Source organism: Candidatus Sodalis pierantonius str. SOPE (genome assembly GCF_000517405.1).
Taxonomy (GTDB): Bacteria; Pseudomonadota; Gammaproteobacteria; order Enterobacterales; family Enterobacteriaceae; genus Sodalis_C; species Sodalis_C pierantonii.
In genome coordinates this window covers 1,970,336-1,996,234 of record NZ_CP006568.1, presented here as the reverse complement: position 1 = coordinate 1,996,234, position 25,899 = coordinate 1,970,336, and the positions used below count along the sequence as shown (strand labels likewise).

13 protein-coding genes and 13 pseudogenes are annotated in these 25,899 nt (G+C 57.5%); 8 read left to right on the top strand and 18 right to left on the bottom strand.

All coding sequences use genetic code 11. The features are described 5' to 3' along the window. Positions 1-84: 84 nt before the first annotated feature. The 4 genes and pseudogenes from istA (SOPEG_RS10275) to SOPEG_RS27385 all read left to right on the top strand — a co-directional run bounded on the left by istA (SOPEG_RS10275) (position 85) and on the right by SOPEG_RS27385 (position 3,947). Positions 85-1,635 (top strand): annotated as a pseudogene (gene istA, locus SOPEG_RS10275) (IS21-like element ISSoEn3 family transposase). An 11-nt stretch (positions 1,636-1,646) separates the two neighbouring features. Next, positions 1,647-2,396: pseudogene (istB, locus tag SOPEG_RS10270) on the top strand (IS21-like element ISSoEn3 family helper ATPase IstB). 350 nt (positions 2,397-2,746) lie between these two features. Then, positions 2,747-3,091 (top strand): PTS system regulator TmaR, encoded by a 345-nt coding sequence (gene tmaR, locus SOPEG_RS10265; RefSeq protein ID WP_025245269.1) that lies wholly within the window; start codon positions 2,747-2,749, stop codon positions 3,089-3,091. A gap of 265 nt (positions 3,092-3,356) precedes the next feature. Further along, positions 3,357-3,947, top strand: coding sequence for a hypothetical protein (locus SOPEG_RS27385; RefSeq protein WP_148297050.1), 591 nt, complete (start codon positions 3,357-3,359; stop codon positions 3,945-3,947). 164 nt (positions 3,948-4,111) lie between these two features. Here the strand turns inward: SOPEG_RS27385 and SOPEG_RS10260 are convergent. Next, positions 4,112-5,062 (bottom strand): annotated as a pseudogene (locus tag SOPEG_RS10260) (L-lactate dehydrogenase). Between the two features lie 151 nt (positions 5,063-5,213). Here SOPEG_RS10260 and SOPEG_RS10255 point away from each other — a divergent pair. Beyond that, the gene (locus SOPEG_RS10255; protein WP_025245268.1) at positions 5,214-5,855 is read left to right on the top strand and encodes a DNA-3-methyladenine glycosylase family protein; all 642 of its coding nucleotides are present in this window, start codon (positions 5,214-5,216) and stop codon (positions 5,853-5,855) included. A 272-nt stretch (positions 5,856-6,127) separates the two neighbouring features. Here the strand turns inward: SOPEG_RS10255 and SOPEG_RS10245 are convergent, their stop codons facing one another. From SOPEG_RS10245 to SOPEG_RS10235, 3 genes and pseudogenes are all read right to left on the bottom strand, one after another. Then, positions 6,128-7,423 carry an NCS2 family permease gene (locus SOPEG_RS10245; protein WP_025245267.1) on the bottom strand — a complete coding sequence of 432 codons (1,296 nt, stop codon included), beginning with the start codon at positions 7,421-7,423 and terminating at the stop codon, positions 6,128-6,130. A gap of 383 nt (positions 7,424-7,806) precedes the next feature. Then, positions 7,807-9,597 (bottom strand): annotated as a pseudogene (locus tag SOPEG_RS26255) (alpha-galactosidase). Between the two features lie 116 nt (positions 9,598-9,713). Then, entirely contained in the window at positions 9,714-10,985 is a 1,272-nt protein-coding gene (locus SOPEG_RS10235; RefSeq protein ID WP_051419615.1) for an MFS transporter, read from the bottom strand. A 244-nt stretch (positions 10,986-11,229) separates the two neighbouring features. Between SOPEG_RS10235 and SOPEG_RS10230 the strand changes: the two are divergent. Then, a pseudogene (locus SOPEG_RS10230) lies at positions 11,230-11,604 on the top strand (LacI family DNA-binding transcriptional regulator); the annotation flags it as partial. 35 nt (positions 11,605-11,639) lie between these two features. On the opposite strand, the pseudogene SOPEG_RS10220 reads toward SOPEG_RS10230, so the two are convergent. The 3 genes and pseudogenes from SOPEG_RS10220 to istA (SOPEG_RS10210) all read right to left on the bottom strand — a co-directional run bounded on the left by SOPEG_RS10220 (position 11,640) and on the right by istA (SOPEG_RS10210) (position 15,412). Beyond that, positions 11,640-12,847 (bottom strand): annotated as a pseudogene (locus SOPEG_RS10220) (IS256-like element ISSoEn2 family transposase). 252 nt (positions 12,848-13,099) lie between these two features. Next, positions 13,100-13,849 (bottom strand): IS21-like element ISSoEn3 family helper ATPase IstB, encoded by a 750-nt coding sequence (gene istB / locus SOPEG_RS10215; protein ID WP_025245257.1) that lies wholly within the window; start codon positions 13,847-13,849, stop codon positions 13,100-13,102. Between the two features lie 11 nt (positions 13,850-13,860). Further along, positions 13,861-15,412 (bottom strand): annotated as a pseudogene (istA, locus tag SOPEG_RS10210) (IS21 family transposase). 104 nt (positions 15,413-15,516) lie between these two features. Between istA (SOPEG_RS10210) and SOPEG_RS10205 the strand changes: the two are divergent. Next, entirely contained in the window at positions 15,517-16,095 is a 579-nt protein-coding gene (locus tag SOPEG_RS10205) for a substrate-binding domain-containing protein (RefSeq protein WP_081742978.1), read from the top strand. Positions 16,096-16,178: 83 nt separating this feature from the next. Here the strand turns inward: SOPEG_RS10205 and SOPEG_RS10200 are convergent, their stop codons facing one another. Beyond that, entirely contained in the window at positions 16,179-16,733 is a 555-nt protein-coding gene (locus SOPEG_RS10200) for a flavin reductase family protein (protein WP_038469949.1), read from the bottom strand. A gap of 81 nt (positions 16,734-16,814) precedes the next feature. Continuing rightward, a pseudogene (locus SOPEG_RS10195) lies at positions 16,815-17,596 on the bottom strand (DeoR/GlpR family DNA-binding transcription regulator). A gap of 265 nt (positions 17,597-17,861) precedes the next feature. On the opposite strand from SOPEG_RS10195, the pseudogene SOPEG_RS10190 reads away from it, so the two are divergent. Next, a pseudogene (locus SOPEG_RS10190) lies at positions 17,862-19,225 on the top strand (aspartate aminotransferase family protein). A gap of 169 nt (positions 19,226-19,394) precedes the next feature. On the opposite strand, the pseudogene SOPEG_RS10185 reads toward SOPEG_RS10190, so the two are convergent. From SOPEG_RS10185 to pqqB, 9 genes and pseudogenes are all read right to left on the bottom strand, one after another. Further along, a pseudogene (locus SOPEG_RS10185) lies at positions 19,395-19,976 on the bottom strand (DNA-3-methyladenine glycosylase I). A gap of 125 nt (positions 19,977-20,101) precedes the next feature. Then, positions 20,102-20,362, bottom strand: a complete 261-nt coding sequence (gene bhsA / locus SOPEG_RS10180; RefSeq protein ID WP_025245253.1) for a multiple stress resistance protein BhsA — start codon at positions 20,360-20,362, stop codon at positions 20,102-20,104. A 784-nt stretch (positions 20,363-21,146) separates the two neighbouring features. Beyond that, positions 21,147-21,869, bottom strand: coding sequence for a hypothetical protein (locus SOPEG_RS10175; protein ID WP_417903450.1), 723 nt, complete (start codon positions 21,867-21,869; stop codon positions 21,147-21,149). 48 nt (positions 21,870-21,917) lie between these two features. After that, on the bottom strand, positions 21,918-22,610 hold the full coding sequence (locus SOPEG_RS10170; protein ID WP_025245251.1) for an insulinase family protein: 693 nt from the start codon (positions 22,608-22,610) through the stop codon (positions 21,918-21,920). A 97-nt stretch (positions 22,611-22,707) separates the two neighbouring features. Then, positions 22,708-22,971, bottom strand: a pseudogene (locus SOPEG_RS30870) (insulinase family protein); the annotation flags it as partial. A gap of 10 nt (positions 22,972-22,981) precedes the next feature. Continuing rightward, positions 22,982-24,139 carry a pyrroloquinoline quinone biosynthesis protein PqqE gene (pqqE, locus tag SOPEG_RS10165; RefSeq protein ID WP_025245250.1) on the bottom strand — a complete coding sequence of 386 codons (1,158 nt, stop codon included), beginning with the start codon at positions 24,137-24,139 and terminating at the stop codon, positions 22,982-22,984. After that, the gene (gene pqqD / locus SOPEG_RS10160) at positions 24,108-24,380 is read right to left on the bottom strand and encodes a pyrroloquinoline quinone biosynthesis peptide chaperone PqqD (RefSeq protein ID WP_025245249.1); all 273 of its coding nucleotides are present in this window, start codon (positions 24,378-24,380) and stop codon (positions 24,108-24,110) included. The genes pqqE and pqqD overlap by 32 nt, the downstream gene beginning before the upstream one ends. 5 nt (positions 24,381-24,385) lie before the next feature. Continuing rightward, positions 24,386-25,146 (bottom strand): annotated as a pseudogene (gene pqqC / locus SOPEG_RS10155) (pyrroloquinoline-quinone synthase PqqC). A 9-nt stretch (positions 25,147-25,155) separates the two neighbouring features. Beyond that, a pseudogene (gene pqqB, locus SOPEG_RS10150) lies at positions 25,156-25,860 on the bottom strand (pyrroloquinoline quinone biosynthesis protein PqqB); the annotation flags it as partial. Positions 25,861-25,899: the final 39 nt, after the last annotated feature.

The window sequence follows — 25,899 nt, the reverse complement described above, 5'->3', positions numbered from 1 at the left end:
CCCGATCAGCGATTCCGATTCTGTCCGATCGCTCATCTTCTGTTCCGCCATACTCTGGAGACTTTTAGCTTCCGGGGGCATGGTATGGCACGTAAAAAGAAGAAAGCGAGAACGGAAATGTGCATCTATATTAATGTCTTACGTATGAAATTCGAGCAGCGTCGCTCGAATCGCACTATCGCAGCAGCGCTCGGCATAGGCTGTACTACCGTGCACGATATCCTCGGCCGATTCACGGTAGCTAACCTGGTCTGGCCATTGCCGGCGGAACTGTCCCCCGTCGACCTCGACCGCCTGCTCTATCCCGGCAAATCCGGAAAAGTTATCAATACCTTACCCAGCTGGCTTGATATCGATACCGAGTTAAGCCGCAAGGGCATGACCAAGCAGCTGCTCTGGATGGAATATCAGTCCGCCGTGGGCGGTGATGCCCTCGGTTACTCACAGTTTTGAGCACTGTTCCGTGACTGGAAAAAGAAGCAGCGGCGTTCCATGCACATGGAGCACAAGGCTGGCGAAAAGCTCTTCATCGACTTCTGTGGCCCCACCGTACCTATCGTCAACCCTGCGACCGGTAGCGTACGCCAGGTCGCTATCTTCGTCGCTGCCATGGGCGTGTCAGGCTATGCGTATATCGAAGCCTGCGAAGGCCAGGACATGGCATCGTGGCTCAACGCCAATAGCCGCTGCCTGCACTTCATGGGTGGGGTTCCGGAGCTGATGATACCTGATAATCTGCGCAGCGCTGTCAGCACCCCTGACCGCTATGAGCCGGTCATAAACCAGAGCTACCAGGCGCTGGCAAATCACTATGAGACAGTGGTGCTGCCGGCGTGCCCGAGAAAACCGAAAGACAAGGCGAAGGCAGAATCAACTGTGCAGCTGGTAGAACGCTGGGTTTTGGCCCGGTTGCGTAAACGTAGGTTCTACTCGCTGGCCGAACTCAACCAGGTGATACGAGAACTCAATCATGAGTTGAATCTGCGCCCGATGCGTCATTACGGCGGACAAAGTCGCCTTGAACGCTTCGAGCAGCTGGACAAACCGGCTCTTGGGCCTCTACCGCCCACACAATGGGAATACAGTGAGTATCTTGTTGCCCGAGTGGGACCTGATTACCACTTAGACTACGGCAAAAACTGGTACTCGGTGCCGCATCCGCTGGTTGGCGAGCGCGTTGACGTCATCGCCACCCAACGGCTGGTGCAAATCCACCATAAGGGCGTCTGCGTGGCTACGCACCCTCGCAGCGATAATGCCTATAGGCACACGACTCAGGCGGCGCACATGCCGGCTAACCATAAGGGGCAGAGTCAGTGGACGCCGGAAAGGCTGTGCAGTTGGGCGCTGTCGGTGGGTGTGTGCACACTGAAAGTGGTCGAGTCCATCCAAAAGAGCAAAGCCCATCCGGAGCAGGCTTACCGCTCCGTGCTGGGGCTACTCAATCTGCAACGGCGCTATGAGACGACGCGACTGGAGAAGGCCTGCGCGCTGGCGTTGGAGAAAGGGTGCATTAACCGCTCTTTCATAGCCAACGTATTGAAACACGGTCGTGAAAGTGAGGTCACCCAGGACGGAGCCGGCGTATCAATGCTGGTTCACGAAAACCTCCGAGGTCCGGACAGTTATCACTAAGGAGAATAAATATGGATACACTGTTAATGGCTCTGCGAGAGCTGAAGTTGTCGGCAATGGTCCAGGCGTTGGAGACGCAACGCGAACTCCCGGGGAGTTATGGGGAGCTGGGGTTCGAGGAGCGGTTGTCGCTGATGGTAGAAGCGGAAAATTTGCATAGAAAAAACAACAACATATGCCGTATGCGACGGCAATCGCAAATGCGCTTGCAGGCAAAACCGGAAGATATCCGTTATATCCCTAGCCGAGGAGTGACACCGGAATAGATGCGAGATCTGCTAGGGGGACAATATCTGAAATATCAGAAAAGCATACTCATCACGGGGCCGACAGGTACGGGCAAAACCTGGCTCAGTTGTGCGCTTGGTGAGCAGGCATGCCGGCAGCAATATAGCGTGCGTTACTGGCGAGTGGGTCGGTTGCTGGCCCATCTTCACCAGTGTCAGGTAGACGGGACCTATCTAAAACAGCTTAAGCAGTTAGAAAAAATAGAGTTACTGATCTTGGACGACGTGGGCCTAGAATCAATAAGTCCGATGCAGGCAACGATGCTGTTGGAGGTGATGGAAGATCGCTACGACAAAAGCAGCAGCATCCTGATCAGTCAATTGCCGGTGAAAAAATGGTATGGACTGATAGAAAACCCCACGACAGCTGACGCGTTACTCGATCGGTTAGTACACCCCAGCTATAGACTGGAACTTAAAGGCGAATCACTACGCAAAGAGCAAGGAGTAGCCAGCACAGGAAAAATAGACTAAACCCGAGTCAGAAGATGAGCGAACACGTGATCGAATATCACTGGAATGGGTGATCGGAAAATATCGGAATAACTGATCGGATGTCGCCGGAACAGCTGATCGGATACGTCGGAATCTGTAATCAGATCGAGGCGCCTATCTACGGCTATGTATGGCTGAGTCTGAAACTGGCGCAGCTTCTATGTATCGCGTTACGCCGGCCAATGCCCTAACCGCGGCCGCGCGTGAAGATTTTTGTCAGCGCCAAAAAGCGGGTAGAATGGGAGCATGCCAAGTGGTGCATAGCTGCTACTCTGTTAACATGCAGCATTGCAAAGAATTTAACTTATCAACTAAGCAAGGAAACTGAAATGGATCACATTAAGCCTTCATTCCACGATGTCCTGGAATTCGTGCGCATGTTTCGCCGTAAGAACAAGCTGCAGCGCGAGATTGCCGACAATGAGAAGAAAATCCGCGACAACCAGAAGCGCGTGCTGCTGCTGGACAACCTGAACGACTACGTTAAATCGGGTATGTCCATTGAAGAAATCCAGGCGATTATTAGCAATATGCGTACCGATTACGAAGATCGCGTCGATGACTACATCATTAAAAACGCCGAGCTGTCGAAAGAGCGGCGCGAGCTGTCGAAAAAACTGAAGGCGATTGGGGAAGTCAAAGCCCTCAATTTCGTTGCCGATAGGCAGCCCTAACCGCGGCGCCTGCCGCATAGAATGTTGAGAAAGCGAGCGCTGGCCGGGGTTTCCCCGGCCTTTTTTTTTTGAAAATATAGCTTATAATATATTATGATTATTAATTGTTAATCATTAAATATATATAGCTGATGCAGATAAATAAAATAACGCCGCGGCGAAAATGATGATAGCATTATCACCTTGCCTGTTAGTTTAATCACTACCCAGGCGTCAGGGCAGAGAATAATGGGACTAAGCCACTGAATTAAATTATTTATTTATTATGAATCTCATTACTATTTTTTGTATTGATGACCGGGGCAAATGGAAGTTTCTGAGCCTGACAGGATTTTTACCGGTAAAAAAGGGCGTCAGCGGCGGCCTGGGTTCAAGGCGGATAAGTTCTCTCATGACCGTATATAAATATGATCCAGGTATAATATTACGTCAGGTTGTATTAATATTTCTATTGGTGGTATTACTCTATTGGTTAGGCAAATTGCCTGGCACATTTTCCCCTGCGGAAAAAAAAGGTGGAGGGGTATGTGATACGGCCGAAGCCCTCCCCACCGCGCCGCACCGCGCCCTTGACCACGGTGCGGGGGCAACGGGGGCCATGCTATCCGCAGCGGATCCGATCTATTCTCAGATACCGAACTATTCGCAGGGCAATGGGCAAGCCACCGGCTGGCCTCGGGCAAAATTCACCCCCGTCAGCGTATGCTGTCAAAAGCTGTATTGTCGGATAAAGCAGAAGAAGATAATTTTTTTCAGCCATATGAAAAAAATACTAAAACGCGAAATCAGGCAGTTACTAAAATCAACTCGGCCAATTAAAACGGCGTGTCGAATTAATTCTCAACCTTGGCGTTAATATAAAACCGCCCGCAACGGCATTATTATTGCGAAGAGATCTTCCCGGTACGCTGTGAACGTTAACGGCCATGGCGGCCCCGGCTTAGGGGCGAGTGACGCTGCGCCGAAAGCGATCCGCAAGCAACGGCCGGCGCGCGGAGGCCGGCCGCCGTTGACCGCAGCTCAATGGTGCATCACCGCCAGCCGCCGGATGTTTTGCTCAATGACCGCCGCGGATGTCTCAAATTGGCGCCGCTCCTGCGGCGTGAAATCCAGCTCGATAATTTGCGCTACGCCGTCTTGCGACATCACCGCCGGTACGCCGATGGCCAGACCGCGCTGGCCGTATTCGCCATCCAGCACGCAGGAGACCGTCAGGGCGCGGTGACTGCCGGTTAGAAGGTTGCGGCAAATCTCGGCGATGGTGCCGGCGACGCCATATTCCGTGCAGCCCTTCTGGGCATAAATGTCGAAGCCGGTTTTGCGGGTACGTTCCGCCAGCGCGGCGAAATCCAGCGTTTGACCGTTTTTACTGCGGCTGAATTCCTCTAGGGGCATACCGTATACCGCGCAATGGGACTAGACCGGAAATTGACTGTCGCCATGTTCCCCCACAATAAACGCGTCGATACTTTGCGGCGCGATATCCAACTGCTCCGCCAACAGGCGGCGCAGCCGGGTGGTATCCAGCCAAACGCCGGTGCCCAGGACGCGATGGCGGGGCAATCCCGACAGTTTCCATACCTGATAGGTAATAATATCGCAGGGATTGGTGGCGATGAGGAAAATACCGTTAAAGCCGCCCGCCATCATTTGCGGCACAATCTGCCCGACGATTCCGGCAGTGGCGTCCAGCTCATCCAGCCGGGTCTGGCCCGGTTTCAGACTGCCTCCTGACACGGTAATGACGGCGATATCGACATCGGCGCAATCCGCCGCGCTGCGGCTGCTGACCGTCACCCGGCTTGGCATATAGGCCGCCGCATCGGCCAGATCTTTGTGCTGGCCTTCCAGCCGCGCCTGATTGATGTCCATCAGAATCAGTTCTTCGCCGATTTGCTGGTTTAACAGAGCATAGGCGGCGGACGCGCCGACATTGCCGGTACCGATGATCATGACTTTGCGTGGTTTCATAAAACGTCCTCTTGTCAAAAATGCCGGCGGTAGCCAGGCCACGCGCCGTCTAACCCTGCCATAGTAAATGAATAATATCACTATTAACAAGATGATATGATTATCGCGGCATCTACTGCCATGACGTGAGCGCGAGGGGATCATGACGGCAATGTTTTTCGAGTACGACAGCAAAGAAACCGATTGGCTGGCCAGGCGGGATAAGCGCATGGCGCAGGCCATTGCACATTTTGGCATACTCCGGCGTGGGATGATGCCGGATTTGTTTGCCGCGCTGGTCAGAAACATTGTCGACCAGCAAATATCCACCAAGGCGGGCCTGACGGTCAACGCCCGTCTCCTGGCGCTAGCCGGCTCGGTGACGCCGCAACGGCTGGAAGCGCTGCCGGCGCAGGCGATTCAAGGCTGCGGAATGTCGATGAAAAAGGCGTTATATATCAAGGGCGCCGCCAGTGCCGCCATGAGCGGCGAGCTGGATTTGAGCGCCATTCATCAGGCCAGCGATGAACAGGTGATCGCCACCTTATCCCGCCTGCCGGGCATTGGCGTCTGGACGGCGGAGATGTTGATGATTTTCTCCCTGGGCAGGCCTGATGTGCTGAGCTGGGGAGATTTGGCCATCCGGCGCGGCATGATGCATCTTTATCGTCACAAAACGCTGCCGCGGGATCGATTCGAGCGGTATCGCCGCCGCTACGCCCCCTATGGCAGCATCGCGTCGTTTTATCTGTGGGCCATGTCTACGCCGGATTATGCGGCGGGGCTGGCGGCAGTCAAACCCGCGGCGCTCTAAACTTCGCCGGGGCCGGCGCCAGATCATGGCCGCGCGGCGTCTTATCATCAATGAATGCGACGCCGACCCGCGGCACCGGTTGCCGCGATAGCGGGCTATGCCGCCGCAGGCGCCGCTTATCCGCGCGGCGGACCTCGTTTAGCATGCAGTCTTGGACCGGGTAATACGGCCCGTAGCGGTCTTTGAAAGGGGGAAAGGACGTTTCGGCAACCGCGGGGGTATTGGCGGTGAACGGGCCGCGCCGGCGCTCGCCGGGCGGTCCGTATACGGCATTAGGCGCTGAGCCAGCCCAGCTTGATGACAAACAGAATCGACAGCACAATCAGCGCCACGTTCAGATCGCGATAACGGCCGGTCAGCAGTTTTACCAGCGTCCAGGTAATGAAACCGAAGGCGATGCCGTTGGCAATCGAGTAGGTCAGCGGCATGGTCAGGGCGGTAACGGTGACCGGGGCCGACACGGTGATATCTCTCCAGTCTATTTCTGCCAACCCGGAGGTCATCAGCACCGCCACGAACAGCAGCGCCGGCGCGGTAGCGAACGCGGGGACGCTTGAGGCCAGCGGCGCGAAAAACAGGCTGAGCAGGAACAGGGTACCGACGACAATCGCCGTGAGACCCGTGCGGCCGCCGGCGCTGACGCCCGCGGCGGATTCGACATAGCTGGTGGTGGTGGAGGTACCTAACAGCGAGCCAAAAAGCGCCGCGGCGCTGTCGGCCACCAGCGCTTTGCCCATTTTAGGGATATTGCCCTGTTCATCCGCCAGCCCTGCGCGTTTGGTCACGCCGATAAGCGTGCCGGAGTTATCAAACACGTCCACAAACAGGAAGGCGAAAATGACGCTCACCAGCGAGATATCCAAAGCGCCGCGGATGTCCAGCCGCAGGAAGGTCGGGGCGATTGATGGCGGCATGGAGACGACGCCGGCAAGCGGGCTGATGCCTACCGCGATGGACAGAAAAGTAATCGCCAGAATACCGATTAACACCGCGCCCGGCACGCGCCGCGCTTCCAGCACCACGATAACAATGAAGCCCAGCATGGCAAACAGCGGTCCCGGCCGGGTGAGATCGCCCAGGCCGACCAGCGTCGCCGGATTATCCACCACGATGCCGGCGCCCTGTAGCGCGATGATAGCCAGAAATAAACCGATACCCGCGGCAATACCCGAACGCAGCGGCAGGGGAATGCTGGTGCTGATCCATTCGCGGATTTTAAAAATCGACAGCGCAAAGAAAATCAACGCCGACAGGAACACCGCACCCAGCGCGATTTGCCAGGTATACCCCATATGCAACACGACGGTATAGGTGAAAAAGGCGTTCAGCCCCATGCCGGGCGCCAGGGCGATCGGGTAGTTGGCGATAAACCCCATCAACATAGAGCCGATTGCCGCCGCAAGACAGGTCGCAACAAACACCGAGCCTTTGTCCATACCGGTGGCGCTGAGAATAGTCGGGTTGACAAACAAGATATAAGCCATTGCCAAAAAGGTCGTCAGGCCCGCGACAATCTCGGTACGTACCGTGGTGCGGTGGGCCGTCAATTTAAATAGTTTTTCCAACATGTGTTTTTAATCTCTGAGAAGATGTCTGCACTGCCCAAGCAATCGTTATGCCACTCTTCGGACACCGGCGCAGGACAGAAAAAACCCGATTAAGCGTGATTAATCAGGTTCTCAACGGGCATATCGGTCCCGCAGGCATTAACGCTGCGCGCTGTTGCGATAATGCGGTGCGGCATTTTCACCATTCTGGTGCCAAAGCACCAAATAAGTGCGAACGTCCTCGGCCGGGCCGATGTGGCGGCGTCGGGTGACTGACATGCCGGAGCGGCCACATTATATCGCCGGTAACGCTCAACGTCGATCATATTCGTCTCTGCGCGAGATCAGACCGCGCCTGCCGACCCAGCACAGCGAAACAACGCACGGTCGGGCGGCGCCGGCGGCTATTCAGCGATAAATCCCAGCAGCAGGGCGGATTCGGGCTCCAGCACCGGCATCGCCAGGCCGACTTCGGCGAGCCAGTCGCCGCTGAGGGTCAGGGTATGCGTTAGCCAGGCGGGGTAGCGTTTCATCGCGCTGTTGCGCGGTTGGCATAGGCTGTCGGGTTTATCCCAGACCTTGCCCGATACCGGCGCGCGGGGGTCAGCCCGGGAACGCGCAGTTGCCCACACAACGCATATTCCGGCAATGTCGGCTGGCTTATCAGCACTACCGCTGTAGAGGCGTCTTCCGCTATCACCCCGTGAATCAGCTGCCCCGGCTGCTCAGCATCAATACGGAACGCACGACCGTGATGCAGCAGCGGGCGCAGCTGTTTATACAGCGCGATATAGTGAGCAAAGCTGGCCTGCTGTTCGGCGTCGGCCCGCACCGGATCAAGTTCAATGCCCATATGGCCAAACAGTGCGGTCAGGGCGCGGAACTGTAGCGTGTGTCGCCGGCCGGTGGCGTGACACGGTGAATCGCCGATATGCGTGCCGAGCACCTCGGGGGGAAAGAAATAGCTGGCGCCGCGCTGAATCTGTTGTCGGTCCAGCGCATCATTGCTGTCTGAGGGCCAAAACGGCAGCAGCGTTTCAGCATGGCGTAGTCCATCCGCCCGCCGCCCGAGGCGCAGGATTCAAACTCCACCTGCCCAAAACGCTGGTTTAACTCATCAAACAGGCGATACATCTGACGGGTCTGACGGGTCATGCTGGCCTGTCCGCCATGGGCGGGCTGCACCACCTAGCTGGTTGAAGTCCCATTTTACATAGCGGATATCGTGCTCGCCCAAAAGCCAACTCAGGCGCGCCAACAAGTAGCGATACACCGCTTCGTTGCACAAATCCAGTGCCCATTGATTCCGTCCGAGCGGTCGGGGATAGGACGCCAGTCCCAGTACCCAGTCCGGGTGTTTGCGAAACAACAACGAGTCCTGGCTTATCATTTCCGGCTCTACCCAAATGCCGAACTGCATACCGGTGCGCTTGACCGCGTCGATGACCGGCGTCAGGCCCTGTGGGTATTTTTCCGGGTCGGTATACCAATCCCCCAGCGCCGTCGTGTCGCTGTTGCGGCCGCGAAACCAGCCATCATCGATAATGAATCGCTCTACGCCCAGCGCTGCCGCCCGTTGCGCCATTTGTTCAATATAGTCCGGCTGATGATCGAAATAGATACCCTCTCAGGTATATAAGATGCACCGGGCGTGGCGACGCCACCGCCGCCGGGAGGCGCGATTGGCGCAAGTAGCGATGAAAGGCCGCGCTCATACCGTTAAGACCCTCTCCCGACCACGTGGTGTAGACCCAGGGGGTGCTGAGGGATTCATCGGGCGCCAGAACGATTTCGCCAGGGAAATAGAGCGCTTCGGCCTGCATCTGCCGGCGTCCGTCGCTTTTACAATCCGCCCGCAGGCGGTGATTGCCGCTCCAGGCCAAATGCAGGCCCCAGAGCTTGCCTTGCTGTTCGCTAAAACCCGGCTGGCCTATCACCAGGGCCGGAAAGTATTCATGGGAGGTCCGTCCGCGGCGGTTTTCCTGTACAAAGCCGCCGTGCGCCAGGTTGAGGCGATGGCGGCGGAATTCGCTTATCCAGCGCCCGTGGAACGCCATCACCTCGCGGGCGCGATCGGGTAAGGTCAAGGTGACCGCAAGGCGATTAGCCCAATAGTCTTCCTCGCCGCCGTTGGTCAGCAGCTGGCGAGTGCGCAGCACGCCGGTTTCTTTGCACAAGGTCAATTCGATGCGCATCGCCGTGGGCGAGTGAGCGCCCCCAGTAAATTAATTCCGGAAACGGCAGGCAACGGATGATGACCGTCACGCGGGGGCTTTGCAATTGGACCAGCGACTTTTCCATAACGAGCTCCTTATTGAACGCGGTGGCGGCCAGACGCCTCGGTAGCGGCGGAACGGCCGTTGAGAAAAAAGGCGGCGATAAGGGTAAAGGTCAACACCACGCCCCCCAATATCAGGTAGGTGGATCGAAAACCGATAAGATCGTAAAGACGGCCGGCGAAATAGGACATGAAGATCATCGACAGCTGTTTACTAAAACAGAAGCCGATAAGATAAACGGTGGCCGAGAAACGCACCTCAAACACGCGGGTAATATATTTAAATGATCCCACCAATAAAAAAGGGACCTCAAGCATATGCAGCATCTTCAGGAGAATAACTTCGACAGCGCTCGTGGCGAAGGCTGAGCCAATGATACGAAACGCCATAATCCCGCCCGCCAGCAATAGGGCATTTTTGCTGCCGATTTTGCCGATAATAAACGGGGTAAAAAACATAATCAGGGCGTTAAGCACTTCGCCGCCGGTGGTGACAAAACCGAAAATTTGCGTGCCGCGCTGGTGCGTGGTGAAAAACGAGGTAAAAAAGTTGGCGAACTGCTGATCGAAAACATCGTAGACGCAGGGGACGCCGATTATATAAAGCATGAACCACCAAGCGTCTGGCTTTTTCAGCAGATCGGCGGCGGTTTTCAGGCTAAACGCTGGAGTAGGGGGGGAGGGCGTCGGCGCAGGGTTGACCCTGCCCGGGGCATGATCCGGCCTGGCAAGCCAAAGCAGCACCACCAGGATCAGCGCACAACCCGACGCCAGCCAGAACACCCATTGGCAATTAACGCTGAACAACATGCCGACCACCGATGCGCACAGCGCCCAACCCAAACAACCGAAGAGCCGTGCCTTGCCATACTCGAATCCACAGTGGCGGTTGACTTTTTCCACATAGGCTTCTAAAACGTGCGATCCGCCGGTAAAGACAAAGCCCAAATAGGCGCCGCCGACCAGCGCCCCGAGCTTGATATTCTTGTGTAGCAGCGGGCTGAAAACATAAATAAAAAACGGTGCGGATGACACCAGCAAGCCCACGATGATGGCGATGAGCGTTTTGCGCAGCCCTAATTTATCCGAAAGAGACCCCATAATCGGTTGGAGCGCCAGTGCGAACAGGGCAATGCTGCCGAAGACCAGACCCGTATTGGATTTGCTTAACTGATTGATGTCGTGCAGCCACAAGGGAAAAAAAGGGTAATAAGCCGCCATGATAAAAAAATAGTCGAACAGAAACAGGGCAAATAGCCAGAACGCGCCATTACGCAAATGGCTAACCTGAAGCGGTACCTGCATGATGACGACCTCGAAGGGGTGACGACTTGACGCGATAAAAAGGTGAGTAAAAGATAGAACCGAAACGTTTCGGATGTAGCGGAAACGTTTTGGAAATGTGATCTGGTTAAAAGTTACACCCTTCGCCCGGCGCTATCGTGCCGCGAACGCGCGCGCGCTGAAATTGATCGTCGCCGCGGCTAGCGTTTGTTATGGAAATCTTTTAGATTAACGTTCTTATCTCCGTTCACCCTTACGGAACGCCGTGTCGCTGAAAGCCATTGCCAAAACGCTCGGGTTATCCGTCACCACCGTCAGCCGCGCTATCAACGGTTATAGCGATGTCTCTGCCTCGACGCGCGAGCGGGTGCTGGCGGAAGCGAACCGCTTGGAATACAGACCCAACGCGCTCGCCAGGCGGTTGAAGATGGGGAGGACCGAGGCGGTGGGGTTGGTGTATCCGCTACAGCCGCGGGTGTTGAATAATGCCGCCTTTCTGGAAATGATAGGCTGCATTAGCAGCGAGCTGGCGCACGGCAATATCGATCTGCTCTTGGTGTCCGACAAATGCGAGACGCAGCCGCCGGCCTATATCCGGCTTATCGAAAGTCAGCGAGTGAATGCGCTTATCGTGGCGCATAGACCCTGTACACGATTCTGTGTAAATGCCTTTTCTCAGAAGTGACCGTCCAGGCGGTCACCGAACTCGATAGTAAAGCGGCTCATTGCCATGCGCCAGTCCCTCAAAGGCATTGTCCATTTCTGTGAGGCCGCCTGTATCGCCAGCCACACCACCTTTTTCACTGCGTCGTCGGTCGGGAACACCTTGCGCTTTTTGATGGCATGCCGGATCACGCTGTTTAACGACTCGATGGCGTTGGTCGTGTAGATCACCTTGCGGATGTCCGTTGGGTAGGCAAAGAACGTGGCCAGATTGGCCCAGTTTGCCTGCCAGCTTCGACTTATTTGCGGGTAGCGGATGTCCCAGCACTGGAGAACGCTTCCAGCGCCTGCAAGCCGGCTTCTTCCGTGGGGGCCTGATAGATAGCTTTCAGGTCGCGGGTGACGGCCTTGTAGTCCTTCCAGGAGACGAACCGCAGGCTGTTGCGCACCATATGCACGATACACAGCTGGAGCCGCGCCTCCGGATACACCGCGTTAATAGCGTCAGGGAAACCTTTCAGCCCGTCTACGCAGGCGATAAGGATATCGTTCAGGCCGCGGTTTTTCAGCTCTGTCAGCACGTTCAGCCAGAACTTTGCGCCTTCATTTTCGGCCAGCCACATACCTAGCAACTCTTTCTGGCCTTCGATGTTGATGCCCAGCGCCAGGAACACAGATTTGTTGATGATGCGGCTGTCCTGCCGGACTTTTAGAACGATACAGTCAAGATAAACAATGGGATAGACTGCATCCAGAGGCCGGTTTTGCCATTCGACAACCTGCTCCATGACCGCATCGGTGACCTTTGAGACCAGCGCCGGCGAGACATCGGCGTCATACAGCTCTTTGAACGCGGCGGCGATCTTGCGGGTGGTCATCCCTTTAGCGTACAACGATAAAATCTGGTTATCCATCCCGGTAATCCGGGTCTGGTTCTTCTTCACCAGTTGCGGTTCAAAGGAACCGTCACGATCGCGCGGAGTACGCAGCGCCAGCGGGCCATCGCCAGTGGTAACGGTTTTTGTGGAATAGCCGTTGCGGGCGTTGGTCCCCGGTTTAGGCTGATTTTTATCGTAGCCGAGGTGATGGGTCATTTCGGCATTGAGAGCTGCTTCGACGCTGATTTTTTTCAGCAGCCGATCGAAGTGACTGAGATCTTCAGGAGTTTTGAGATTTTTGGCCAGTTCGTTAGCCAGAGCCTGCAACTGTTTTTCGTCCATAAATTAACCTGTTTTTGATGTTGGATTGAACATATCAAAATCAGGCAAATACACAAATTTCTAAACAGGCTCTGGCGCATACCCTTGAGCAAGACGAGCGGTTGAGCCACCTGCGGCAACATGCTCTGCCGTTTTTGGCGCTGGGGCGCAGCGGTTGCAGATTCCGACGTATCCGATCAGCTGTTCCGGCGACATCCGATCAGTTATTCCAGTGATATTCGATCACATGTTCGCTCATCTTCTGACTCGGGTTTAGTCTATTTTTCCTGTGCTGGCTACTCCTTGCTCTTTGCGTAGTGATTCGCCTTTAAGTTCCAGTCTATAGCTGGGGTGTACTAACCGATCGAGTAACGCGTCAGCTGTCGTGGGGTTTTCTATCAGTCCATACCATTTTTTCACCGGCAGTTGACTGATCAGGATGCTGCTGCTTTTGTCGTAGCGATCTTCCATCACCTCCAACAGCATCGTTGCCTGCATCGGACTTATTGATTCAAGGCCCACGTCGTCCAAGATCAGTAACTCTATTTTTTCTAACTGCTTAAGCTGTTTTAGATAGGTCCCGTCTACCTGACACTGGTGAAGATGGGCCAGCAACCGACCCACTCGCCAGTAACGCACGCTATATTGCTGCCGGCATGCCTGCTCACCAAGCGCACAACTGAGCCAGGTTTTGCCCGTACCTGTCGGCCCCGTGATGAGTATGCTTTTCTGATATTTCAGATATTGTCCCCCTAGCAGATCTCGCATCTGTTCCGGTGTCACTCCTCGGCTAGGGATATAGAGGATATCTTCCGGTTTTGCCTGCAAGCGCATTTGCGATTGCCGTCGCAGACGGAATATATGGTTGTTTTTTCTATGCAAATTTTCCGCTTCTACCATCAGCGACAACCGCTCCTTGAACCCCAGCTCTCCATAACTCCCCGGGAGTTCGCGTTGCGTCTCCAACGCTTGGACCATTGCCGACAACTTCAGCTCTCGCAGAGCCATTAACAGTGTATCCATATTTATTCTCCTTAGTGATAACTGTCCGGACCTCGGAGGTTTTCGTGAACCAGCATTGATACGCCGGCTCCGTCCTGGGTGACCTCACTTTCACGACCGTGTTTCAATACGTTGGCTATGAAAGAGCGGTTAATGCACCCTTTCTCCAACGCCAGCGCGCAGGCCTTCTCCAGTCGCGTCGTCTCATAGCGCCGTTGCAGATTGAGTAGCCCCAGCACGGAGCGGTAAGCCTGCTCCGGATGGGCTTTGCTCTTTTGGATGGACTCGACCACTTTCAGTGTGCACACACCCACCGACAGCGCCCAACTGCACAGTCTTTCCGGCGTCCACTGACTCTGCCCCTTATGGTTAGCCGGCATGTGCGCCGCCTGAGTCGTGTGCCTATAGGCGTTATCGCTGCGAGGGTGCGTAGCCACGCAGACGCCCTTATGGTGGATTTGCACCAGCCGTTGGGTGGCGATGACGTCAACGCGCTCGCCAACCAGCGGATGCGGCACCGAGTACCAGTTTTTGCCGTAGTCTATGTGGTAATCAGGTCCCACTCGGGCAACGAGATACTCACTGTATTCCCATTGTGTGGGCGGTAGAGGCCCAAGAGCCGGTTTGTCCAGCTGCTCGAAGCGTTCAAGGCGACTTTGTCCGCCGTAATGACGCATCGGGCGCAGATTCAACTCATGATTGAGTTCTCGTATCACCTGGTTGAGTTCGGCCAGCGAGTAGAACCTACGTTTACGCAACTGGGCCAAAACCCAGCGTTCTACCAGCTGCACAGTTGATTCTGCCTTCGCCTTGTCTTTCGGTTTTCTCGGGCGCGCCGGTAGCACCACTGTTTCATAGTGATTTGCCAGCGCCTGGTAGCTATGGTTTATGACCGGCTCATAGTCGTCAGGGGTGCTGACAGCGCTGCGCAGATTATCAGGTATCATCAGCTCCGGAACCCCACCCATGAAGTGCAGGCAGCGGCTATTGGCGTTGAGCCACGATGCCATGTCCTGGCCTTCGCAGGCTTCGATATACGCATAGCCTGACACGCCCATGGCAGCGACGAAGATAGCGACCTGGCGTACGCTACCGGTCGCAGGGTTGACGATAGGTACGGTGGGGCCACAGAAGTCGATGAAGAGCTTTTCGCCAGCCTTGTGCTCCATGCGCATGGAACGCCGCTGCTTCTTTTTCCAGTCACGGAACAGTGCACAAAACTGTGAGTAACCGAGGGCATCACCGCCCACGGCGGACTGATATTCCATCCAGAGCAGCTGCTTGGTCATGCCCTTGCGGCTTAACTCGGTATCGATATCAAGCCAGCTGGGTAAGGTATTGATAACTTTTCCGGATTTGTCGGGATAGAGCAGGCGGTCGAGGTCGACGGGGGGACAGTTCCGCCGGCAATGGCCAGACCAGGTTAGCTATCGTGAATCGGCCGAGGATATCGTGCACGGTAGTACAGCCTATGTCGAGCGCTGCTGCGATAGTGCGATTCGAGCGACGCTGCTCGAATTTCATACGTAAGACATTAATATAGATGCACATTTCCGTTCTCGCTTTCTTCTTTTTACGTGCCATGCCCCCGGAAGCTAAAAGTCTCCAGAGTATGGCGGAACAGAAGATGAGCGCTCGGACAGAATCGGAATCGCTGATCGGGCGACCGGAATCAGTGATCGGATGAAATCAGAATTAGTGATCGGGTGAAATCGGAATCAGTGATCGGATGTGACCGGAACCAGCACAGCGGTCAAGGGAGCCAGCATGCCTGGTTCGATTTCGACAATTACCAGGGCGGCGTGCTCGCGGTGGAACCTTTGGCACGGCTGGGGCACCGGCGTATCGCCTGGCTGGGCAGCAGTAACCACCAGATGTACGTTCAGCAACGGCTCGAGGGCTACCTGGCGGCGATGCGCCAGGCCGGGCTGACGTGCCCGGCGGAGTATCAGCGCAGGGTAGAGGCCAATCGCCGGGCCGGCTTTCTGACCACCCGTGAACTACTGGCGTTGCCCGCGCCGCCCCCCGCGATCATTACCGACTGCGATGCGCTGGGCGACGGCGCGGCCAACGCGCTGCAACAGGCGGGGCTGCTGGCGCGTGTGTCTCTTATCGTCTATGACGGCCTGCCGGTGGACACTGTGATCCCGTGCCACGTGACGGCGGTGGTGCAGGCGACGCGCGCCGAGGTGGGTAAACAGATAGCCGTTATGACCCGCGCTTTGATGGGCGGCAGCGTACGCCTCCAAAGGTACCAGCACAGTTAATCGCATGGATAAGGGATAGCGCGGGCGCCGGCTGTCATACCTGCCTTGCGCGGACGCCGCATGCCGTGCACCACAGGATATGGCTACAGCATCTCGGGTTTGAATTGGCCGCGCCGGCTGATGATGTCGCCTGCCACCATAAACACCCCCTCGCCGGTATAGTGCAGCGTCTGCGGATGCCGCGGCCGCGCGGCGACATGGGCTTTGACTATCTCGAAAATAAAGAAGTTGTAGCGGTCCACCAATTGGTCATCGTAGAGGCGACACTCGAAGTTGGCGTGACATTCGGCAATCAGCGGCGCGCTGACCTTCGTTGCCTTGACCGGCGTCAGGCCATTTTCACGAAATTTATCGACGCTGGCGCCGCTGGTATTGCCTATCGCCACGACCTTATCGGTCAAGTCGGTGGTGGGCAGATTAATGACGCACTCGCCGCTGTCCCGCACCAGGGAGAAACTGTGATTGCCGGCGGCAATGACGCAGCCGAGTAGCGACGGCGAAAATTCCAACATCGTATGCCAACCTAACGTCATGATATTGTTTTGCCCGCGCCGGTGCGAGGAGAGCAGCACAATAGGGCCTGGCTCCAGGTATTGACGCGCCTTTTCGGTGGGGAAATCCCGTTTGCGGATGTTCATGGGCTGTGCCTCCGGCTCGGTGAGCGTCACCGCGCGCCGGTCCGCCGGCGCTAAACAGGGCGCCGGGGCGCGCGATGACATTTATTCGGCGATTATGGCTTCGTTCAAGACCCGACTCAACGCTTGGAATGCCGGCTGTTCCACCGCGGCTTTATCCGTTATCAGCAGCGCGATATCGGCGGGCGGGGCGTAAACCGCGCGGCTGGTCACGCCAAGCTTGCCGTGGTCCGCCAGAATCACCAGTCTGGCCGCGCACTGGGTCATTGCCCGCGCCACTTCGGCTTCCTGATGATCATAGCTGCTGGCGCCGTCGTTAGCATCGATACCGACCGGGGAGAGCATGGAGAAATCCGCCCGGTAGCGATAAATGTTGGCGATCGCGGCGGCGTCGATTAGCGCATGGCCGCTGGGGGCAAGTTCACCGCCTATCACGATCACCTGATGCGCACCGGGCGTCTGCTCGCTGGCCGCCGCCAGCTTGCGCGCGGCATCCAGACTGTTGGTGAAAATGGTTAAACCGGCCATGGCGCTCAACTCTTCCGCCAGCATCGTGGTGGTGCTGCCGGCGTCGAGAAAAACCGTTTGCCCTGGCTGCATCAGAGTCGCGCCGCGGCGCGGACGATGGCGCGTTTTTCCCTGGCGCGCACCGCGCTGCGCACGGCCAGTGGCGGCTCGGATGTTGGTTTGACCGCCACCGCGCCGCCGTGTACCCGGCGCAACACGCCGAGCGCCTCCAGCGTGATGATATCCCGCCGCGCGGTTTCGCGGGAAATACCCAGCGCTTCACTGATGCGGCCGGTGATCACGCGATCGAGCGTCGCCAGCAGCGCGCTTATCCGATGTAGACGGGTTTCCTGAAGCATAGTCAACCTTAAACCGATGGCGGCCCGCGCCATGACCTGCGCAATCCAACCGGACGCCGGTGCGTAGGGGACCGCGACCATTATGACAAACTTGCCCTCATGGGCATAGCCGTGATGTGCGTTTGGTTGCATTTGTGGATTTTATTGCATTTTACCGCAAAGCGTTCATCATGAGAGGCATCATGACTGTCCGGTGACCCGAAGGCGAATGTCTTCAGCGCGGGCGATGCCGGCAAAAGGTTAACAGCGTTCAGAGGAAAGCATTATGGCGTCACGTTCTACCATCATGGATACGAACAGTTTTCGTGCGGAGCATGCGGCGGGTCTGGATGACGACGCCCGGCGGTTGACCGAGCGGCGCGGCAGGTTGCTGGGAGGATCCTACCGGCTGTTTTATCGCAAACCGGTGCATTTGGTGCGCGGCAAGGGGCAATATTTGTGGGATGCCGCCGGACATCAATATCTGGATGCGTACAACAATGTCGCCAGTATCGACCACTGTCATCCGGCGGTTATCGACGCCGTCCATCGGCAGATGAGCCAGTTGAATACCCATACCCGCTATCTGCATGAAACGATCCTTGATTATAGCGAACGGCTGCTGGCCACTCTGCCGGCGGAAATCGACCGCGCCATGTAGCCATGTACATGTGTACCGGCTCCGAAGCCAACGATCTGGCCATCCGGGTCGCCCGCGCTTGGAGCGGCGGCACGGGGATTATCGTCAGCCAGGAAGCCTACCATGGCACCAGCGATCTCACCTCTGGCGCATCCCCGGCGCTGGGCAGCGGGCAGCCGCTGGCGCCGACCACCCGGCTGGTAGCGCCGCCGGATCGTTATCGCGTCGAGACGCCGGATTTAGGCGCCTGGTTCGCCAATGAAATTCAGCGGCAAATCGACGATATGGCGGCGCACGGCATCAAATTCGCCGGGCTGCTGGCGGATTCCATCTTCTCCTCGGACGGCGTAATGGTCGGCCCGCGCGGATTCTTGCAGCCGGTGGTGGAGGTGGTGCATAAAAATGGCGGCATTTTTATCGCCGATGAAGTTCAGCCCGGTTTTGCCCGCACCGGCGAAGCCTTCTGGGGATTCGGCCGCCACGGCATCGTGCCGGATATTGTCACCGTCGGCAAGCCCATGGGCAATGGCATGCCCGTTTCCGGCCTGCTGGCCAAAAGTGAGGTGCTGGCGGCATTCAGCGATCGCATTCCGTATTTCAATACTTTTGGCGGCAATCCGGTATCGATGGCGGCGGCAGAGGCGGTACTGGACGTCATTGCGCGCGAAGATCTCCAGGCCCATAGCCTTCGCGTCGGCAACCGGCTGCAGGAGGAACTGCGGGGGCTGGCGGCAAAATACTCTTGCGTAGGCGACGTGCGCGGCGCCGGGTTGTTTATCGGTTTTGAACTGGTGAGCGATCGCGAGCGCAAAACGCCGGATAAAGCGTTGGCGCTGGATATCATTGAAAAATTGCGCGATCGCTTCGTGCTGATGTCTGTGGCCGGCTCGTACGGCAACGTATTAAAATTGCGTTCGCCGCTGGCGTTTCAGTCAGGGGATATCGACTGGTTGGTGGGCGCGCTGGACGGCGCGTTGGCTGAGAGCGTGCAAAGCGCCCGGCAAGGCTAACCCTGCGGCTGAACCGCTTGCGCCGGCGGTTATCATGCGGACCGTCTGGCGCCGTGCGAGCAGGAGGATGCTCCAAGCCATTTGCAGCGACAATAGCGGGCTTGCCGCCTGCGAAGATGTCACCCCAAGCCATGCGGGGCGAACAGCGCCCCGTTGGCAATGCTCTGGATTAGCGGTGGGGGGCCCGCCGCTCTCGGCAGAAGCATTCGGCGCTGTGATCATTCACTATTCCGACGGCCTGCATCCAGGCGTAAACAATCGTCGGCCCTACAAATTTAAAGCCGCGTTTTTTCAGCTCAGAGGAAATCCGTGTTGAAAGCGGCGTCGAGGCGACCTGCGTGACGCCGTCGCCTTTCAGCACCTGACCGCCGGTGAAATGCCAGCAAAAGTCGCTGAATGATTCCCCGTGGGCCGCCATGTGGCAATAGAGGCGGGCGCCGGCGATCGTCGCCTCAATTTTCGCGCGAGCGCGGATAATACCCGCATCGGCCAGCAGGCGTTGTACGCCCTGCTCGGTGAACGCGGCCACCTGGCGTGGGTCAAAGCCGCAAAACGCTTCGCGGAAAGCCGCGCGTTTTCGCAGCACGGTAATCCAGGACAACCCGGCTTGAAAGCCTTCCAGCATCAGCATTTCCCACAGCATGCGGCCGTCATGCTACGGCACGCCCCATTCCGTGTCGTGATAATCGCGCATGAGCGCATCATTACGTGCCCATATGTAGCACGGAAGCGCCGGATCCCATGCCGTCATTTTCGCCTCTAGGGTGGATACAGTTCTGGGGCATCATAACCTGAAAGACGCGGGAGGGGCGAGCGCCAGCGCCGGGTCTATCGCCAGATTGCGATCAAGCTGCCAAGAATGACGGAGCGAAGCTATTATTGGTATAGCAAGGCGTCGCCGTGCAGCCGATTTTTTCCGGTGGTGGCGATAATCACATAATATTTTGCGCCGGCCCGATCCGCTTTTTGCGCGATATTGCGCTCTAATTCATCTAAATTCGCGGCGCCGGTGACGGAGATGGTGCCCAAGGCCTGTTTATTTACGGCGTCCTGCCGCGTAATAGGCTGGGCGGCGAAAGCGGAAAGACTCATGCCGGCCAACAACAGCGGCGTCATCAATAACAAAGATCTTTTCATGGGGTATTAACCTTATAGTGTGTTTATATTGACGGCGTGATGCAGCGATCGCCGAAAGTGTTATAGCGTAATGTTGTCAATACGACATTAATTACCAATTAAATGACAGGGAATGCAATAAAACCGCGTTCCTCGCCACCGTTCATTGAGCGCGCCACCGTGGCAAAGCCGAACAGCGTAGCCGCAGAGATTGGGCGGCGGGTAATAGCGTGCGTTGCCGCACTGAATTGGTTAAATACTCCTCCGGCAGCGGAGAATTATCCCGCTATCGTTCAGCGTGGCGTAAAAATCATTTTCGCCAAGGCCCTGTTGAGGCAAGAATACCTTTTTTTCAACTGCTGCTTAAAACATTCCTAAAATTAAGTAAATAATTTGTCTGTAACGGTAACGGATATTGTCTAAAGCCGTTTTGACGGCGGAAATAAAAAACCTTATGTACTCATTTAATGGATGCATTTATTTTTTTGTTGGTTTATTTTCCCGTGCTTTTACTTTCTTTGTTAGCGTGAGGAATTGATAAGCTATTTAATCAATGACAGTGCTGGCTGATAATAGCGAAGACGACCTTTAAAGGGCGCGAGTGGGTTTAGCGTACGGAGTTAACGGGCTGCGGTGCGCTTTGCCCTCATCAGCAGCGCAGAACGGGAAAAACAGGCCCGTTTTTATCTCGTGACCGGCGATGCCGTGCGGTTATTTTTATGGCCGGGGAGGTAATTGCCTGCCGGGGCGCAGCAGGAGATACGGCAACGTCGGCGCGCACCAGGGCTAAGCGGATGACCTCTGATTACTCAGCCGCCACCAACGTTCGTTTTCCCGCAGCAGACGCTGGTGGTAGCGCAGCAGCGTTCGGGGGGTGAGGGCCGTTGCCGTCCTGTTCCGCGGCGGTATAGAACCGGCAGCTAACAATATAGCCAATCTGCTGATCCACCCGCAGGCGCTGGAAAAAACGCGACTGATACAGCAGCGCCAGTAGCCGCCAGGCGGCGTTTGCCGGCATCGACCGCGCCGGCGCCGGGCAAAATAGCAGCAGCGCCGCCTCGGGATTAGCGGTGTTCACCTCAAGCCAGGAGGCCGGCGGCCGCGGCGCCGGGGCCGGACGGACAGGCGGGACCACGCTGCCAGGAAACCTGGCGAGCAGACGCGCCACAGGGTCTGACTCGCCGCCGTAGAGCAGCGCTTCCCAGCGCATTGCGTCGATGCTGATGCTTCCCGGCGTGAGCGGACGCTCGTCGGCCGCCGGCAAAGGCGCGTTCAGCCACAGCGACAGCGCATGCAGCAATGCCCGTGCCGGTATTTCCGCCCCCATATGCCCCCGGTGCGCCTGCCGGCTCCAAAGCCCCTGTTGGATATCATACGCCGTCAACGATCGCAGGCGGTCAATGGTGTGCGCCAGCGCGGTCGGCATATGCGCCGGCGCCGCGCTGAGCAGCAGCGTCCAGCGGCCCGCTTCAGGCTGGAACGACAGCAGCCCTCCTCGATGCGCCAGCGCGCCCGCTACTGGTCGCAGGGCGCACTGAATACGGTAGCCCAGGCGCTCGTCCCAGTGTCCTGCCGTCTACGGGCACAGCAACAGCACGGCGCGCCGGCGCGACGCCGGGAGATAACGCAGCCTGACTGCGCGGTCGGGCTGTAGGACAGGCGCTTTTGGTGCCGGGAAGGGGAAAAAACGAAAGGCGGTGTCGGGAGGCGGGTGTGATTCGGTCTTTAGACCTGCCGCTGTCGCGTGAGAGTGCCCTGACGGCGCGCCAGAGGGGGGTGCCGACTGTGTAGCGCCGTCGTCACCCAGCCGCAGCGATAAGCGTGCAAGCGCCGCGTCCGCCAATCCGGCGTAGTGCCGCAGCGCGGCAATCTCTCCCCCACGCGTTACGCCGCCCGGCAGTAAAGAAAACACCAGCGCCACGATCCCTTGATCGGCGTTCTGATAGCAAGGCAGCAGCCGCACTCCGTCGCATAACCCGCGCCCGCGCAAGTGATCCAGCAGGCTGCCGGCGGCCTCATCCTGCAACAATTGCCTAAACAGCGGCAGCGGCGCGGATGCCCCTGCGGGCATGTCCGTCACCGCAAAAGCCAGCACCAGGCGCGGCATGTCGGGACAACGGAGCGTCAGCGGGCCGGCCAGGCGCCAATTCAAGGGCGGCGGACCGGCAGGGGGGTGGCCAGGGGGACGCACTAAAAGTGCCGGGGCGCAGGCGACGGCGATAGCGCGCAGGGCTTGCTCGCTTTGCGGTCCCTGCAACCACAGTGTCATGTTGGTGGCATGAAAGAAGCGCTGATGATAGGTGCGCAGCGCGCTGCAGCGCCGCTGCCGGCACCTCAAAGAAAAACTGCGTACTGGCCGCTTCGGTGCTGGCATTGACCTGGCCGCCGGCGGCTTCCGTCCAGGGCATCAGACGTTCGGCACCGCGGTACTGCTGGCTGTCACCGAACAGGACATGCTCCAGTAGATGCGCGAGACCGGGCCACGCCTGCGGTTCGTTATGGCAGCCGGCCGCCACGGATAGCAGGGCGGCGGCGCGCGGCTTCCCCGGCGTGCTGAGCACCCGTACCGCTAGGCCGTTGGGCAATTGCCAGGCGGCACAGGCCGCGTCACGGGAGACAGACGCGCTCATCACGAGGCGCTCACGGCTTGGCAAACAGCTGCGACGTGGAGCGGTTGCGGAAATTCAGTTCGCCAATACGAATTTTGGTGGTGTAGGCTTCCTCGCGCGCGGCCAGGATTTTGTCGTGATGGGGCGATTTGGCGCAGACCGGATCGGCATTGGCGGCATCGCCCGTTAGAAGAAATGCCTGGCAGCGACAGCCGCCGAAATCCTTCTCTTTTTCATCGCAGGAGCGGCACGGCTCGGGCATCCAGTCCTGGCCGCGAAACCGATTGAAGCCGAACGAGTGATACCAGATATGGCGTAAGTCATGTTCGCGCACCGAGGGGAACCGGACCGGGAGCTGCCTGGCGCTATGGCAGGGCAGGGCGGTGCCGTCGGGCTTTACGCACATAAACAGCGCGCCCCAGCCGCCCATGCAGCCTTTGGGATGCTCTTCATAATAGTCCGGGGTCACAAACAGCAGCCGGGTCAGATTGCCTTCGGCTTTCATGCGCGTACGATAACGATTGACCACCTGTTCAGCCCGTTCGATTTGCTCGCGGGTGGGCAGCAGGCCGGCGCGATTGAGTTTGGCCCAGCCGTAAAATTGACAGGTCGCCAGCTCGACATCGTCGGCCTCCAATTGCAGGCAGAGTTCAATAATGCGATCGATCTGATCGATATTGTGTCGATGCAGTACAAAATTGAGCACTATGGGATAGCCATGGGCTTTCACGGCGTGCGCCATCGCCAGTTTTTGTTGGAACGCCTTTGCCGATTCCGCCAGCGCGGTGTTAAGCGTCTCGTCGCTGGCCTGGAAACTGAGTTGGATATGATTCAGCCCGGCGCGAGCGAAACGGGCGATCTTTTTCTCGCTCAGGCCGATGCCGGAGGTCAGCAAATTGGTGTAAAATCCCATTTGCGACGCCGCGCCGATGAGTTCGCCCAAATCCTGGCGCACCAGCGGCTCCCCGCCGGAAAAGCCGAGCTGAACGCTGCCTAGCTCGCGCGCCTGGCGAAAAACCTCGATCCACTGCCCGGTGGTTAGCTCTTGATCTTGCTGGGCGAAATCCAGCGGATTGGAACAATAGGGGCACTGTAGCGGACAGCGAAAGGTCAATTCCGCCAGCAGCCACAGCGGTGGATTAACCTGTGCGGCCGCCTCAGTCGTTAAAGCGGATCCATTTTTGTTCATACGCCCTCTGCATAAATTCGTCGATGTCGGCGCCAATATCGCCCGCCGCCGGGAAACGGGCGGCAAGCTGGTCGATTATTTCGCTGATACGTCGTTCGCCATCCACCAGCAGCAGAATGGCGGCGGCGCTGTCGTTGAGCTTGACCATGCCCTCCGGGTACAGCACCACATGGCAATTCTGTACCGCTTCCCACTGCAGGCGAAAGCCGTGGCGAAAGGCGGGCACAGCCTCACGACCCACCGGGTTCATACCAGCCCTCCGTGGTGCCAAACCGGTTGTGCGGTTACCGTGTGGTAGGGGGGCGATGGAGTTCATAGGCCATGCTCATTGCATCAAGCATGCTCCAAAGAATGTCCAGCTTGAACTGCAGGATTTGCAGCATCCGCTGTTGCGATTCGTAGGTACGGAAGTACGTCAGCGCCAGCTGCAGACCGTGCTCCACATCGCGATTCGCCTGGCTCAGGCGGTTGCGGAAATAATTGTAGCCCGCGCCGTCAATCCAGGGATAGTGCTGCGGCCAACTGTCCAGGCGCGACTGATGGATATGCGGTGCGAACAGTTCGGTCAACGAGCTGCAGGCCGCTTCTTGCCAGCAGGCGCGGCGGGCAAAATTGACATAGGCGTCCACCGCGAAACGCACCCCTGGCAACACCCGCCGCTGCGACAGCAGCTCCTCCGGTGCCAAACCGACCGCCTCGCCCAGCCGCAGCCAGGCATCCATGCCGCCTTCCTGGCCCTCGCGGCCGTCGTGATCCAAAATGCGCTGGATCCATTGCCGACGCACCGCCGGGTCGGGGAAATTGGCCATGATGGCGGCGTCTTTAAGGGGGATCGAAACCTGGTAATAAAAGCGGTTTGCCACCCACCCCTGGATCTGCGCCCGTGTAGCCTGACCGCTATGCATCGCAATATGGTAAGGATGGTGGATGTGATAATAGGCCCCTTTATCCCTTAACGCCTGTTCAAAGGCATCAGGGGAAAGCGGGGCGGCTAGGGTTTGGTCCATGGGCAATTCCTATAATTCGATGTGCATATCGTCCCAGCTCACCTCGATGCCCTGCTGCATAAGCCGCCGGCGCTCCGGCGAAGCATCGTCAAGGATGGGATTGGTATTGTTAATATGAATAACGATTTTGCGCTCGGCGGGCATCTCGCTGAACATCGCCAGCAAGCCTTGTTCGCCGCCGAGCGCCAAATGACCCATCTCCTGACCGCGATGGGTGCCCACGCCGGCGGTCTGCATTTCATCGTCCGTCCACAGCGTGTCGTCCAGCAGTAGGCAATCGGCGTGACGCATCCAGGCAAGTAAGGCGGGCGTCGGTTCGCCGAGCCCGGGGGCATAAAACAGCCGTTTGCCGCTGCGGCTGTCTTCCACCAGCAAGGTGATATTGTGGCCCGGCAGCGGCCGGTCGCGATAACGCGAGTAGGGCGGCGCATTGCTCAGTAGCGGAATGGCGGTAAATCGGAGTGCCGGGCACACCTTAACGGCAAACGGCTGCTCTGACGTTAAGGCATGGTGACGCAGGCCGCCGTTCCAGTGTTGCAAAAGGGTGAATACCGGAAAACCCTCGGTTAAATCGTCGTACACCTCGTGCGTACACCAGACATCGTGCGGGCATCCTTCGCGCAGACTGAGCAGCCCGGCGCAGTGATCGATCTGGCTATCGGTGAGAATAATGGCGCCAATGGCCGTGCCGCGCAGCACGCTATCGTTGCGCAGGACCGAGCCTGTTTAGAAATTTGTGTATTTGCCTGATTT